Origin of the sequence: Parasediminibacterium schistidii (genome assembly GCF_046546515.1) — a bacterium.
Lineage (GTDB): Bacteria > Bacteroidota > Bacteroidia > Chitinophagales > Chitinophagaceae > Parasediminibacterium.
The window spans coordinates 207,771-221,893 of sequence record NZ_JBKHKJ010000002.1 but is presented as its reverse complement, the minus strand read 5'-3'; the positions used below and the strand labels follow the sequence as shown (position 1 = coordinate 221,893).

Sequence of the window (14,123 nt, the reverse complement as noted above, 5' to 3'; positions counted from 1 at the left end):
CAAATTTAATACGAAAGCCTCAACGTTTCTTTTATCCAATTATTTTCAAAAATATAGAATGATTGGTCAATTCCCACTTCATTGTCGGGGCAACTGTATATTTCTCGCTTAGGCGCCAATACCTGGTTGTAAAAATTGTAAGCGCATTGTGGCAAACTAACCCCATTTTTTAAAGACGTGCCTACCAATGTGGGGCATTTTATTAACGAAGCAAAACTGAGGGCATCAAAATAATCCCACGTTTTAAAGAAATTATCAAGGGAAAGCCTGTTTGCATTGAAAAATCCTTTAAAAGCAGGGATAGGCCAAGGCACTAGTGTCTTTATTTCACCTACGGCAAAAGTAGTACGCATATCTACCAACGTAGGCCTGTCTAGCACAAGCCCCTTCACTCTGTTGTCAAAACCTGCCACTACTGCTGCAATTGCGGCCCCTTGCCCCGTGCCAGTAACTATTATTTTTGCTGGGTCTATCTTTAGGTCTGCGGCATTCTTGCAAATAAAGTCAATCCCCCTAAGGCAGTCCATGTATACTGCCCGGTAAATATAAGTTTCACGGCTGCCCAGCCCATTTACTATAAAGCTGCTATAGTCTAGCCTTCCTATGTCAGCACTATTGCCAATGCCCCTTACATCCAGCGTAAAAACCGCCATGTCTGCCCTCGATTCTGGCGCCACGGGTGTTACATAATCCGGCAGCCTATACAAAACCGGGTTTTTACCCCTGCTTTTTGGCACGCTAAGCCATCCCCTGATGGTTGCATTGCCCAGCGACTGGAACTCAACCAAATATACATCATTGCCATTGGTAGAAACATCCCCTCGCCTAGTAACCCTATAATTAGGGTTTGTGTTGGCCAACTCGTTGCGGGCATTGTCCCAAAAACTGGCAAAATCATTTGGCCGCACGCCGGTAGGCTTCATTTTTTCTGGCTCCACCGAAAACACATAACTCAAAAATTGGTTATAATGATTGGTGGTTATGCTGAATACTATATTATAGAAACCTGTAGGCAGCTTGGCAACATCTATCTCAACGTCTTTGGAATAGCTGCTGCCCGGTTTTATAAAAAGGGGTATATCCTCGTGATAAAGCGACTGTTGAAGGTCGTTTTGCACATCCACATAAATATTGCCCTTTTGGTTGTCGTTTATTACATTCTTTAACTTAATGCTATAACCCACTTTGCTGTCTTTGGGGCCATAAATCCCATTTTCCCTGTACCCTTTTATTTTATAACTCATGGAGCTAACATCCGGCTGGCCAAAGCAAACCATACTTGCAGCCATTAAAAAGCAACACAAAACGGCATATAGCAACATGCTGGAACGTGAATTGCCCTTATGTAACAGTGCCTGTTGCATTCAAAATAAATAGATACGGTGCTATAATAACGAAAAGATGGTTATAAAATTGCACAACTGAACAGTTGTGGGCAATTTTAAGTGGAAGTTGTGCGTAACGCACAAGGCTGCATATAGCGGGAGAAGGGATTTTAAAGATTAGTTGTAACTACTAAGGTGTTTTTGTGGGCAATATAACTATCGGTTGTAAAGCGGTTTAAATATCCAATGGCTTAGGGGCAGCAGCTAAAACTTCTTCGCTTACGCCATCTGCATATTGCTCAAAATTGCTGGTAAACAATGCAGCTAGCCTATTGGCCTCTGCAATATAGGCGTATTTATCTGCCCATGTAGACTGTGGGTTCAAGATGCTTGTTGGAACATTGGGGCAGGTTACAGGCATTTCTACCCCAAATACAGGGTGTGTTTGGTATACAACTTCATCCAAATCCCCATTCAGTGCAGCGGTAATCATTGCCCGTGTGTAGGAAAGTTTCATCCTGCTGCCCACGCCATAGCCACCGCCGCTCCAGCCAGTGTTCACCATCCACACGTTCACCCGGTTTTCGGTTATTTTATCGCCCAGCATTTTAGCATAAAACCCAGGGTGCAAAGGCAGGAAAGGCGCACCAAAGCAGGCACTAAAAGTGGCTTTTGGCTCTGCCACGCCAGCTTCTGTGCCAGCCACTTTTGCGGTGTAGCCGCTTATAAACTGGTACATGGCCTGCTCGGCAGTAAGTTTGGTTATTGGCGGCAAAACACCGTAGGCATCGCAGGTTAAAAAGAAAATATTTTTAGGCCGCTTGCCAATACTTGGCTCTGCGGCATTGCTTATAAAATCTATCGGGTAGCAAACACGGGTATTCTCGGTAATTGATTTATCTTGAAAGTCGATGGTATTTGTGCCTTTGGCAAAAACAATATTTTCCACCAATGCCCCCGGCCTGATGGCTTTAAAAATTTCAGGTTCTTTTTCCTCGCTCAGGTCTATACATTTGGCATAGCACCCGCCTTCAAAATTAAAAACCGAGTTTTTTGTCCAGCCATGCTCGTCATCTCCTATCAGTTTTCTTTCAGGGTCTGTGCTAAGGGTTGTTTTGCCCGTTCCGCTCAACCCAAAAAACACGGCAACATCGCCATTTTCCCCAATATTGGCACTGCAGTGCATACTCAATACTTGCTTCTCGAACGGCAGCACAAAATTCAAGATGGTAAAAATGCCTTTTTTCATCTCGCCCGTATAGCCAGTGCCGCCAATAAGGATTGTTTTGTGGGTAAAAGAAACGATGGCAAAGTTGTTTTGCCGTGTGCCATCAATTGCTGGGTCTGCTTTAAACCCCGGTGCTTGGATAATGTGCCAGTCAGCCTTGAAGTTAGCAAGCTGCTGCTCTGTTGGGCGTAAGAACATATTGTGGCAAAATAAGTTGCTCCAAGGGTTTTCATTCACTACCCTGATGTTCAGTTTATAATCGTTGTGGGCACATGCCACGCAATCTCTTACCCAAATTTCATGCTTTCTGTTTAGGTATTGCAGCATTTTGGTCTTTAGCTGGTGGAAATATTTTTCATCAATCGGTATGTTGAAATTGCCCCAGTCGACCGTACTTGCTGTAATGGCATCTTTTACTATGAACTTATCTTTTGGGCTACGGCCTGTAAAATCGCCTGTTGTTATGCACAAAGCCCCCGTGTCGTTCAGCACGCCTTCGCCCCTAAGCAATGTTTGTGTTATCAATTCATTGGGAGGAAGTTGGTAGCTAACGTTTAGATTGCTAATGCCAAGGCTATTTAATTGTTTGTAAATAGCATTGCCCACATTTGTTGCATTCATAACTATTCATTTTTGTTTGAAAAAATTGCATTGCTGCATAGGTATTTTTGCCACAAAGGCTCGAAGGCTCAAAGTGGCACTAAGGAAATAAAGAAGAAAAACAGGTCTTTTCAAGTATAATGCAGCATATTCGCCTAAACTTTGCCCTCATTAAGCGTTTTGCCTTTTTTGCTTACATCCACTTTGCGACTTCTTTGTGAGAACGGCTCTGCGAATCTTTGCGGTTTAGCCATTCGCTTCAATTAAAAAGATGCTTTTACGCCATAGCTACCAGAAGGTGAGGGGCAAATCAACTAGTACTTTCTACTACCACTGTTTTCCCTTCTACCATTTTGTTGTAAACCGCCATGTCCAGCATGTTCTCGTTTCGGGCAATTACTACCGTTGCCACGGTATTGCCTATCATATTGGTAAGTGCCCTGCACTGGCTCATAAATCTATCTACCCCTATTAGCAATGCCAACCCTTCTACAGGTATTATCTTAATGGCTGCCAAGCTGCTGGCCAGCACTATAAAGCCGCTGCCCGTGATGCCGCCCGCCCCTTTGCTGGTAATCATTAGCACGCCCACGATTGTTAGCTGCTGCCAAACATCTAACGGCACATTAAATACCTGGGCTATGAACAACATAGACATGCTTAGGTAAATAGACGTGCCATCTAGGTTAAAACTATAGCCCGTAGGTATTACCAGCCCCACCACCGATGCCTCGCAGCCTGCTTCCTCCAGCTTGTACATAAGGTTCGACAGTACAGACTCGCTGCTGAAAGACCCTGCCACAATCAATATTTCTTCTTTTATGTAGGCTAGTAGCTTTAAGATACTTAGTTTGTAATACCGCATTACAAGGCCTAGCACAAGGAAAATAAAAATGATTGCAGCCAAATAGAACGTCAACATCAGCTTGCCCAATACAAACAGGGTAGCAAAGCCAAACTTGCCTACTGTATAAAGGATACCTCCAAAAGCACCAAGCGGGCTTAACAGGGTAATCATGTTCAGCACCTCGAACAGCACTTTGTTTATTTTCCCGAATGTGGCAACGACCGACTTTCCAGCATCGCCTATTTTATTCAGCCCAATGCCAAACAGCACAGAGAACACCAATACCTGAAGAATATCGCCTTTGGCAAAAGAATCAATTACGTTGCTAGGGATGATGTGAATAAAGAAATCAATCCATTTTACCTCTTTCCCTGTTTGCACGAAGGATTCAATACTGCCAAGCGATAGGTTTTGTGTGGATATGCCCACCCCAGGTTTTAATATATTCACAATCATTACACCTAGGAACATTGCTACCGTAGATGCTATCTCAAAGTAAAGGATGGCTTTGCCACCAATTCGCCCAGCTTTGCCTAGGTTGCCAGAACTGGCAATGCCAATAGTGGCGGTAAAAAAGATAAGCGGCGCAATCAGCATTTTAATGAGGCTGATATATGCTTCGCTTATTATTTTGCCTGTACCGTTCAGCGATGGGAAAAAGTAGCCTATAGCTATGCCCAGCACCACGCCTATCAATACCTGTACATACAATTGCTTTAAATATTTCATGGCAAAGCTTTAAATTATTTTATGCCCCAAAAAAAGTTGGATACGCAAATTTACCAAGCATTGTTTTGGGTAAACAATTACAATAAATAATTCAAAGGCAATTAAGTTCCAGCTTTTAATAGGTAACGGCAACTGCTGAAACCCCTTTTTTTCATACGCAATATTTTTAGGCAGCTTGTGCAATTGTGTGCAAATTGATAGGGCAATATTAGGCAGGTAGGATGGAAACGAAACCTTCGGAATGGTTCGGAATAATTACCAAACGTGTTTTGGTAGTTTCGGAAACAAGACATGACTCATTAAAATTGCAATACCATCACTGTTATAGCAACATCACCTAGGATATATTCCTTTTGATGTTTGCACAAAGGCAATAATTGCTCTATAAATGGCTTTGCCAGCAAGCGTTGAGGAGTTGAAAGTATGATGGTGCAGCCTTTTTCAAGGAATGTTGTTATTACACCCAGCAATACTTGAAAACTTTCGGGGTTGTAGTTGATGTCGCTTAGCAGCAATACTTCTATATCAATTAGGTTACTCGGCAAATCGTTCCAGTCGAGCAAGCCCACTTGCATATTTTGTAGTTGGTTGTGCTGAATAGATTGCCCAATGGCATCAACAGCCTCTGGCAAATAATCCGTGCAGTAAACATTTTTTGCATGTTTCGCAGCCACTACAGAAGGCAAGCCTAACCCAGCAGCTATTTCAAGTACCTGTTTGCCTTGTATATACCGCTCATTTTCATCAAAGAAACTAGCCATTGCCAAAGAAGCTGGCCAAACTTTGGCCCAATATGGGAAAGGAGTATCTGGGTTTTGTTTCTTTTGCTGCTGGTAATGTTGCTTTATATACTCTTGATCGGGTACATATAGTTCCACAAAGCTTTTTCCAATATTGATTTGCTGTATGGCTAAAGGGGTGGTCATGGGGTAAAAATATATGAAATAGCCTGTTTTCTTAGTTCTTCTTCAAGTATTTATGTCTTTGTATCAAAATGATTTTTAACCCCAAATTGCAAAATCAAGGTTAAAGGATAGCATGGAAAGGAATGTTTCGCCTTTCTTTTCTTATATTTGGTATGGCAAGCTATAAAATATATCTACTATTTGATTAGAATTTTTACCTGAATTATTTACCAAAAACAATTAATGTGCATTAACTGTTTTCCTCATTACTACTTATCCGCTTTTTTCAGGGATTTTTTAAAACCATTAAATACAATAGCATGCCTTTAGCAAAAATTATTTGGGTAGATGACGAAATGGAAAGCCTGCAGTCGCAGAAAATGTTCTTGGAAAACAAGGGTTATGACGTAACCACTTTTTCAAATGGCTTTGATGCGTTGGACTACCTGAAAACCAACCCGGTTGACGTGGTGCTGATAGACGAGACCATGCCCGGCATTACCGGCTTGCAAACACTGGTAAAAATAAAAGAAATCAACCGCCAGATACCCGTGGTGCTGATTACCAAAAATGAAACAGAAAACCTGATGGACGATGCCATCGGCAGCCAGATAGCAGATTACCTCATTAAGCCAGTAAACCCAAACCAGGTACTACTTAGCCTAAAGAAAATAATAGATAACAAGCGGTTGGTTTCCGAAAAAACCACTACTACCTACCAGCAGCAATTCAGGAACCTGTTTACTGCGCTAAACAGCAACCCCGACTACAACGACTGGATGGATATTTATAAAAAGTTGGTGTATTGGGAGCTGGAAATGGAAAAAACCAATAGCCCCGAGATGCAGGAAATATTGGCTTCGCAAAAAGAAGAAGCCAACACGGAGTTTTTTAAGTTCATCAGCCGCAACTACACCAAATGGATGAACCCAAAAACATTTGAAAAACCCATCATGAGCCATACCTTGCTGCAGCAAAAGGTTTTACCCTTGCTGGAAAAAGGCGTGCCTGTGTTTTTTGTGTTGATAGACAACCTGCGGCTAGACCAATGGAAAACAATAGAACCCATTTTTACAGAAAGCTTCCGTATAACGGATGAGGAAACATTTTATTCCATACTGCCTACGGCTACACAGTACAGCCGCAACGCTATTTTTAGCGGCATGTTGCCCATAGACATAGAAAGGCAATTCCCCAACCAATGGAAGAACGATGACGAGGAAGGTGGCAAAAACTTATTTGAGGAAGATTTTTTCAGGGCCAGCCTAAAAAAGTTGAAAAAAGACAACCTAAAAGTAAGCTATACCAAGGTGCTGCACCACCACGATGGGCAGAACCTAGTGAACAACATACACAATATGCTTACCAACGACCTGAACATAATCGTGTACAATTTTGTGGACATGCTTAGCCATGCCCGTACTGAAATGGAGGTTTTGAAAGAATTGGCTGGCGATGAGGCAAGCTACCGAAGCGTTACCAAAAGCTGGTTTGAACACAGTGCCCTGCACAGTGCCTTGAAAAAAATTGCCGACAAAAAAATAAAACTGGTACTATCAACAGACCATGGCACGGTACGTGTAAAAAAACCAAGCAAGGTAATTGGCGACAAGCAAACCACCACCAACCTGCGCTACAAGCACGGCAGGAACCTGAACTATGAACCCAAAGATGTGCTGGCTTTCCGGGATCCTAAGGAAGCGGGTTTGCCATCACCAAATGTCAATTCCTCATTTATTTTTGCTAAGGAAGACGGGTTTTTATGCTACCCCAACAATTACAACCATTATGTAAACTATTACCGCAATACTTTCCAGCATGGAGGGGTGAGCATGGAAGAAATGATAATACCCGTGGTACAGATGGTTAGTAAGTAATAAGTCGCTAAAAACCCTGAAAGAGTTAAACAACAATAGCCACAGATGCAACCTGTGGTAGTATGCGTTTAATAGACCTAATGGCTGTGCTGAGAAATTTTATACTTAAAAGAAAATGGTTTGCGAAAATCATTTCAATAAAAGCCTTGCTCGTGATGAGGTTCAATCATGATAATCATTCAAATCATTTAATCAGTGGTATAAAATGTTTTACTTCGCTCAATCATGACCATAGAACAAGCACAAGCAGATATAGACAACTGGATAAAAACCGTAGGCGTTCGTTATTTTAATGAATTGACCAACCTTGGCATTTTAATGGAAGAGGTAGGCGAACTATCACGGTTAATGGTAAGAAAATATGGAGAACAGTCGTTTAAAGAGAGCGATAAAAACAAGGAATTGGCCGATGAAATGGCCGATGTACTGTGGGTGCTAATGTGCCTCGCCAACCAAACTGGCGTAAACCTAACCGAAGCATTGGCAAAGAACTTTGAAAAAAAGAATAGTAGGGATGCTAAACGGCATCTGGAAAATGAAAAACTAAAATAAAAAATGCGTGCTTAGGCTATCCATTTATTTTCTAGCGGCCCTCCTTGTCATTCAATCTTGTGCGTTGCGTAAAACTGAAAAAAATGGACTACCGTTTCCGTGGGCTATTACCCCAGTTCCCAGTTAAGCAAACAGGTGGGCAACCAGCTTTCCGAGAACCAGTTCTATACCCTTTGTGCCAATGCCACCCATTTTTACAAGCACCGTAGCCTGCTGATGATAAGTGCAATTATACATTTGAAAAAAAGAAAGATTTTTTGTGTCCAAGCATCCTATCCAAGATTTAGCTTTTACGGCGATAGCACCGTTCAAGGCTTAGCTATCTATTGAGCTTTTTCCGAAGCGGAGAAGAGGGAGAAGCATAAAATTCCCCACCCGAGGGGTGGCCGCAGGCCGGGGTGGTTATTCGCTCCAATAAATACATTATCTATAAATCAAGCTGATATTATAAAAATTCAGCAACAGCATTTTAGATAAACATTTATACTTTTACCAAATGACGGTTAAAGGCTTACGAAATTGTAATTTACTAATAAAGTCAAGCCGTTTATGAGCGGTAATATTGTGAGCTATGAGTATATCAAAACCTAAAATTCATTTAGATGAAACTGTAAAGGACTTAGAACTATTTAAGTCCAAGGAAGACTTCCAAATTTGTAAACCAGAAATATTTAAGTATGGTATCATGATGGAAGAAGTTCCTAATCACATTCGGGAAGCTGATTTTGAATACCTACAGTCAAAAATTCCAGCATATGAGTTATTACATTCTGACTTTATAAATATTTTCCCTGAAAGAATAGAAAATACTTCAAATGACGACAGAAAAAAGAAAATAATTTCAGAAATAATTGGAGTTTCTTTTGGAATAAAATATACTATTGAGTTATTAAATACTTCCCCTAGTAAATTTAAAAAGATTGGTGTGCCAATCGAAGGAAAATATTTAGACTACTCAATTATAGTAGAAAATAAAGAGTATGAATTAGAAACAAAAGGGACTGTCAATAAATACTATTCAACATTTAAAAATGATATTTTAGAAAAAAAGAAAGACCAATCATTAAAAAGCGTTTTTCTTAGATTTGGAACAATAGCAATGATTAATAATTTTGGTGATACAAAACTATCACAATGCGTTATCGTAGATGACCCCCCAAATGACAATAATATAGCAAGTGACGACTCTTCATTTGAAGTACAATTGCTGAACTATGGTATTTTTTTAAGTTACATTTTAGATTCAAAATATTTCAACAAGTACATAAGACCACTTAAACAGAAACAATTAAGGAAGGTTAAAATCAATCAGAAAAAGTTTTTTACGAAATACATATTTAAAGGAAAAGAGTTTTACGGTGAGTGCTTTGACTATAGATTAATTAGAGAGAATGAGGATGTTAATAATGGTTTAAACAATAATTTGGATTTATTTCAAGAAAAAACCAGAAAGTTTGGTAAAACAAAATTCTTCATTGGTCTTGAATTGAAAGTTATAGAAGCCATTAACAGAAAACATATAGACAATTTGAAAAATTATGAGGCTGAATGGACTTTAGAAGATGAGGGTCTCACCATAAAATTTTTAGATAAGGATGGAATACTCATTGTTAAGTCAAAAGATGGTGATGATAATCAATTAGAAAATATTTTTACGGAAGCAGAAGTGAAAAAAAGACTAGGTTATTCTTTTAACCAGCAACTTGGTAATGCACATACTTGTGGCGCGCCATGTAGGAGTAGAGAAATAAAGGATAAGTCATGTGAAATTAGAACATACCGAGAGTTCTGCCATTTTCACAGATAATAGTCAAGATTACCTACAATATACCCCTTCGACTTTAGCTAGGAGAAATTTAGGCTTTCAAAAAACCAAATTCATACACCTGTGGTTGTAACTTTTCCGATAATGTTTTATATACTTCTGCAAATTCTTTAAAACTAACTGGTATATAATCCCCACTGGAATTTCTTGATTCTAAGGCTTTGCGTATTTGATACCAACCTACATCTGCACGGTTTAATTTTAATTCATCCCTTACCGTCCTTACATCTGTTTGGGCAAAATAAGCTTGCCATAGTTTTTTGCCTTCTGCTAATACAGCTTTGGCTTCTGTACTAAATACTAAGTCTGCCATATACTGCACCATGAAATCACTCTCAAACCGATCCGGTGCGTTTACTTCATTTTCTGTAAAAGGGATAAAATGGTTTACTATGCTCCATGTTTTGCCATTCCACTCTAAATCATTTGCACTAGCAGTTAGATTACTACCATTAAATAACATCCATACTAAACAATCATTATTAAATACTGCTGGCAATGGCTTGTCAGGCTGTAGAAACTGGTCTCTATCGTTAAGCCATGTAGCTTTTACTAATCTTCTAATAGAAAATATTATGGCTGTTTCGCGAACATTTTCTTTGTTGATAAAAAAACCTCTTGCGCTGCCATAACCAGAAGAAAGCAAATTTGTATTCATTGTTGCATGTGAAACATCATTTGAATTGGAATACAAATAACCAATTGCATTATCAGACCACTTTGTACCTCGTAAGTCTTTTGTAACTGTAGCAGGAATAACAGCATTTTTTAAGGGTACAATGTCTATTTTATTGGTTTTGGGTCTTACAATCCAATTTGTTAATAACTGTGTAGATGGTAAGTTATAAAATACTTTTTCACCTATCGGATTTACATTTTTATCTAAGACTTCAACTTCAATTTCTTTTACTAATTCTTTTTTCTTTGCATTTTGATTTGTTGCCCAAACTAAAAAACCGATGGGAAAGTTTCCATTTATGCCATCAAAAGCTTTACTGTGTACAACAAATCCCCCTAAATATTTTGCGTTCCATTCATTTCTAAAAACTTCGAGAGTTGGGGCGTTGACATATTTTAATGTACTAAACATTGCAAGCTTAGCGGAAGGCATCTCTTGTGCAACTCTTACTACAAATTGTGTAAACAATTCATTACTCGCCTTGCCATATCCTTGCATTGCTGATAAAGCTAATTTTGTTTTTGCAACACCTTCTTTGTTGCCACCACCAATTCCTTCGCCAGATTCTGCATAAGGTGGATTAATCAATACCAATATCTTTTTGCCTTCAGCAATGGCGTTGCGTAAGCTTATAGGTATTTTATTTGTAAGCGAATAATCTATTTTACCGTCTTCGGAAATATCATCGTTTAAATAGTCGTACTGAAAACGTTGGGCGGCTACACAAGTTTTGGTAGCTTTCATTACATCTACATCGGCTTGGTCTAGCGTACTCATGTATATATTTCGGGGGTTACTATGCTTTACCTCTAGGTTGCCCACCCCGCAACACATATCCCATACTATATATTCTCGTTGCCAGTTATTGCCAAGGGTTTCGGTTAGTTTGTCATAGGCTTTATCAACCACGGCAAGTGGTGTGTAGTAAGCCCCTTTAAAGCTACGTTCGTCTATCGGTATCAGGCTATCCCTGCGTTCTAACAAATAATTCCGGTATTCTGCTTTTGGTGGGCGGTTGTAAATTGTCCAAAATTGGCGGTAGCCTTCTTTGCTGCCAAGTTCGTATATTTTGCCAGCAAGGCTAAATACGGGTGCATTGTTTTTATGCAATAATTCTGCTGGTAGGTTTTCGTGTGTGCTTACTGTTCCATCGCTCATAATATCGGCGAAAAACAAAAGGGCATAATTTTCTACAGCTATGCCTTTTATTTCCCTGCCAATCATTACTACCCATTTATCAAACACCTGCTTTAAATTGTCAGGCGTTATTTGGGTGCGTATAATGTCCCCTTTCTGTATAGCATTTTTTATAGTGCTTATAAATTCATCTTCGTGCGTTTCTATTTTAAAACTTACTATATAAGTGCCAATGTAAGCAGATACAATGTCTAATGCTTCCTGCGTATATCCGCTTGCACTTTTACCCCATTTTATAGGTTGCTTTTTATTAGATATTAACGGCAAAGCATCCGCAGTTTTCATTATTGCTCCTTTCTTTGTGTCTATCACACATAAAAAGGGGGGGATGTAGTCGCCTTGGTTAAGGGCTTGCTGCACATAATGCAAAAGCTGTGTAAACATTTGGTATGTGCTATGCTTATATCCGTCTTTAGCTTCAAACCATATTTCTTTGGTTTGTATATCAATAAGGTTTTTTGCTATATCCCTTTAAACCCAATGCCTTTATATAAGTATCTTTTACATCTTCCTCGCTATGTGCCAGTTGCAGCTTTTCGTATAAGGTCATGGGTTTTTGGGTTTTAATTTCTTTCTAAATTAATGGCAATCTAGTTTGTTATTTATTTGGTGCAATATATATCTGTTCATGTATATGAAATAACTTATTCAGATTTTCCCCGCTAGTCGTAGAGTTCCCAAATAAAAAGGTGATGCTGGGCGTATGTCTCCAGACTACGCCCTTGTGTTTGCAAAACTCCTGTTTTGCATATCCATCAGGGCATAATGTTAGCGAAACGTATCACAACTATACACTCAGTGCCAAAATCCTATATAGGGGAAATTTGGGATACTCAGCTTGGCGTAGACTCCTGTCTACGTCATAGCGTTTGCAAATCTCCCGATTTGCGTCTTCATCAAACCCAGACAGTTCAAGAGCTTATAGCATTTAGAGGGTTCATCTAACAATAGTACAATAATAATTTTCCGAAATACTAATATATTTAGTTTATCTTCGTGCAATATTTAGCTTAAAGCATGGAGACAAAACAACCCAAGCTAAATCGTAGTTCTTTTTTACTAATATTAAAATAGTTGTAGTGCCAAAATTTGGTGTTGCGTTTATCACCCACAAATCACTCACTTTTTCTCACAAATCACTCACAAATCACGCACAAATCACTCAAAAAGTACGCACAAAACACGCACGAATCACTCACAATTTTTTTCCTATATTGTTGATAATCAATGGTTTAAATGAGTGAAAGCAATTTTTGAAAAACAACAGAGTTGGAAAAAAACCAGAAATTGGCAAAACTGAAACTATTTTAATAAAAAGCAAGGTAAAATGGATATTATAAAAAATAAGCAATTGTTCTTGGTTTGCCCTTCCTGCAAACGCAGGAGGTTATAGTCGTTAGAAATCGGTTTGCGAAAATCATCCTGCTAAAAGCCTTTCAGGCTAAAGGCTTCCGGATGGTAGCTGGCTTAGGAAAATGATAATCCACCATCAAAATCTTATCAGTTTCTTATCAATAAATTATCATTCTACTATAATAAAACTATCATTCCATTATCAATACAGTATCATAAAATTCACTTAAATTATCATAAAAAATGAGGTAAAAAAAACTTAAACAACTGAATGTCAATGAGTTATAGTAAAAAATGAAAAAAGTAAAAAAAAAATAAACTACCGAAAAACAAAAAATAACCCATTTCAAACTATCGCTTAGGTCTTCGCATTCTCTCCTTCGTTCTTGCCCCCTCTCCCTTTTTCTTGCCCCTCTCCTTCGGAGAGGGGTTGGGGTGAGGTCGGCACTGGGGCAAGGTCGGGTTGGGGTGAGGTCTCTCCACAAAAAAAAGCACTCCAGCTCAAAATAGCTACTCCCCAAAAACCACTCATCGGCGGCCCCAACCAGCCAGAAATGGCTTCTTTCAAGTCTATCGGCACAGACAATATGGTGAACCTATTCACGGGTGACTTTAGCTATAATATCCCACTGCTATATGTAGGTGGATACCCCATCAATATCTTTTACGATGGCTCCATAACCATGGAGCAAGAGGCAAGCTGGGTAGGCCTCGGCTGGAACATCAACCCCGCCACTAGCGCAAGTGTTCAGCGTAGCTGGTCACTTGCGCTTGCAAAATAAGCCCGTTTGTAACTGGCATCTAGCTTGTAGACATATAGCCTAGTGTGTGAGTGAAATGCTATAAGGAAGCTATTTTTATGGCTAGTCCGGAATTTTAATGAATCCATTTGCCATAGGCAATCACTTGAAAAGCAATAATACATAAGATGAGTATTTGGTAAGGTACCTACCAATAATCCAATAAGCTTAAAACTATACTTTTTCAGTTAGCTTTAAACTTTTTA

The 14,123-nt window shown here is 39.3% G+C and carries 9 protein-coding genes; 4 read left to right on the top strand and 5 right to left on the bottom strand.

Annotation, left to right across the window (positions count from 1 at the left end; genetic code table 11):
- Positions 1–5 precede the first annotated feature (5 nt).
- The 4 genes from ACHFIY_RS02130 to ACHFIY_RS02115 form a co-directional block, all read right to left on the bottom strand.
- Complete coding sequence (locus ACHFIY_RS02130; RefSeq protein ID WP_410844397.1) at positions 6–1,364, bottom strand: acetylxylan esterase; 1,359 nt, start codon at positions 1,362–1,364, stop codon at positions 6–8.
- Between the two features lie 196 nt (positions 1,365–1,560).
- On the bottom strand, positions 1,561–3,174 hold the full coding sequence (gene pckA / locus ACHFIY_RS02125) for a phosphoenolpyruvate carboxykinase (ATP) (protein WP_410844396.1): 1,614 nt from the start codon (positions 3,172–3,174) through the stop codon (positions 1,561–1,563).
- Positions 3,175–3,463: 289 nt separating this feature from the next.
- Complete coding sequence (gene dctA, locus ACHFIY_RS02120; protein WP_410844395.1) at positions 3,464–4,729, bottom strand: C4-dicarboxylate transporter DctA; 1,266 nt, start codon at positions 4,727–4,729, stop codon at positions 3,464–3,466.
- A gap of 299 nt (positions 4,730–5,028) precedes the next feature.
- Positions 5,029–5,655, bottom strand: a complete 627-nt coding sequence (locus tag ACHFIY_RS02115) for a class I SAM-dependent methyltransferase (RefSeq protein ID WP_410844394.1) — start codon at positions 5,653–5,655, stop codon at positions 5,029–5,031.
- 299 nt (positions 5,656–5,954) lie between these two features.
- On the opposite strand from ACHFIY_RS02115, the gene porX reads away from it, so the two are divergent.
- From porX to ACHFIY_RS02100, 3 genes are all read left to right on the top strand, one after another.
- On the top strand, positions 5,955–7,511 hold the full coding sequence (porX, locus tag ACHFIY_RS02110; RefSeq protein ID WP_410844393.1) for a T9SS response regulator signal transducer PorX: 1,557 nt from the start codon (positions 5,955–5,957) through the stop codon (positions 7,509–7,511).
- 225 nt (positions 7,512–7,736) lie between these two features.
- On the top strand, positions 7,737–8,063 hold the full coding sequence (locus tag ACHFIY_RS02105) for a nucleotide pyrophosphohydrolase (RefSeq protein WP_410844392.1): 327 nt from the start codon (positions 7,737–7,739) through the stop codon (positions 8,061–8,063).
- 571 nt (positions 8,064–8,634) lie between these two features.
- Positions 8,635–9,870 (top strand): hypothetical protein, encoded by a 1,236-nt coding sequence (locus ACHFIY_RS02100; protein ID WP_410844391.1) that lies wholly within the window; start codon positions 8,635–8,637, stop codon positions 9,868–9,870.
- A 49-nt stretch (positions 9,871–9,919) separates the two neighbouring features.
- On the opposite strand, the gene ACHFIY_RS02095 is transcribed toward ACHFIY_RS02100, so the two are convergent.
- Positions 9,920–12,148 carry a hypothetical protein gene (locus ACHFIY_RS02095; RefSeq protein ID WP_410844390.1) on the bottom strand — a complete coding sequence of 743 codons (2,229 nt, stop codon included), beginning with the start codon at positions 12,146–12,148 and terminating at the stop codon, positions 9,920–9,922.
- 1,523 nt (positions 12,149–13,671) lie between these two features.
- On the opposite strand from ACHFIY_RS02095, the gene ACHFIY_RS02090 reads away from it, so the two are divergent.
- Entirely contained in the window at positions 13,672–13,899 is a 228-nt protein-coding gene (locus tag ACHFIY_RS02090; RefSeq protein ID WP_410844389.1) for a hypothetical protein, read from the top strand.
- Positions 13,900–14,123 lie beyond the last annotated feature (224 nt).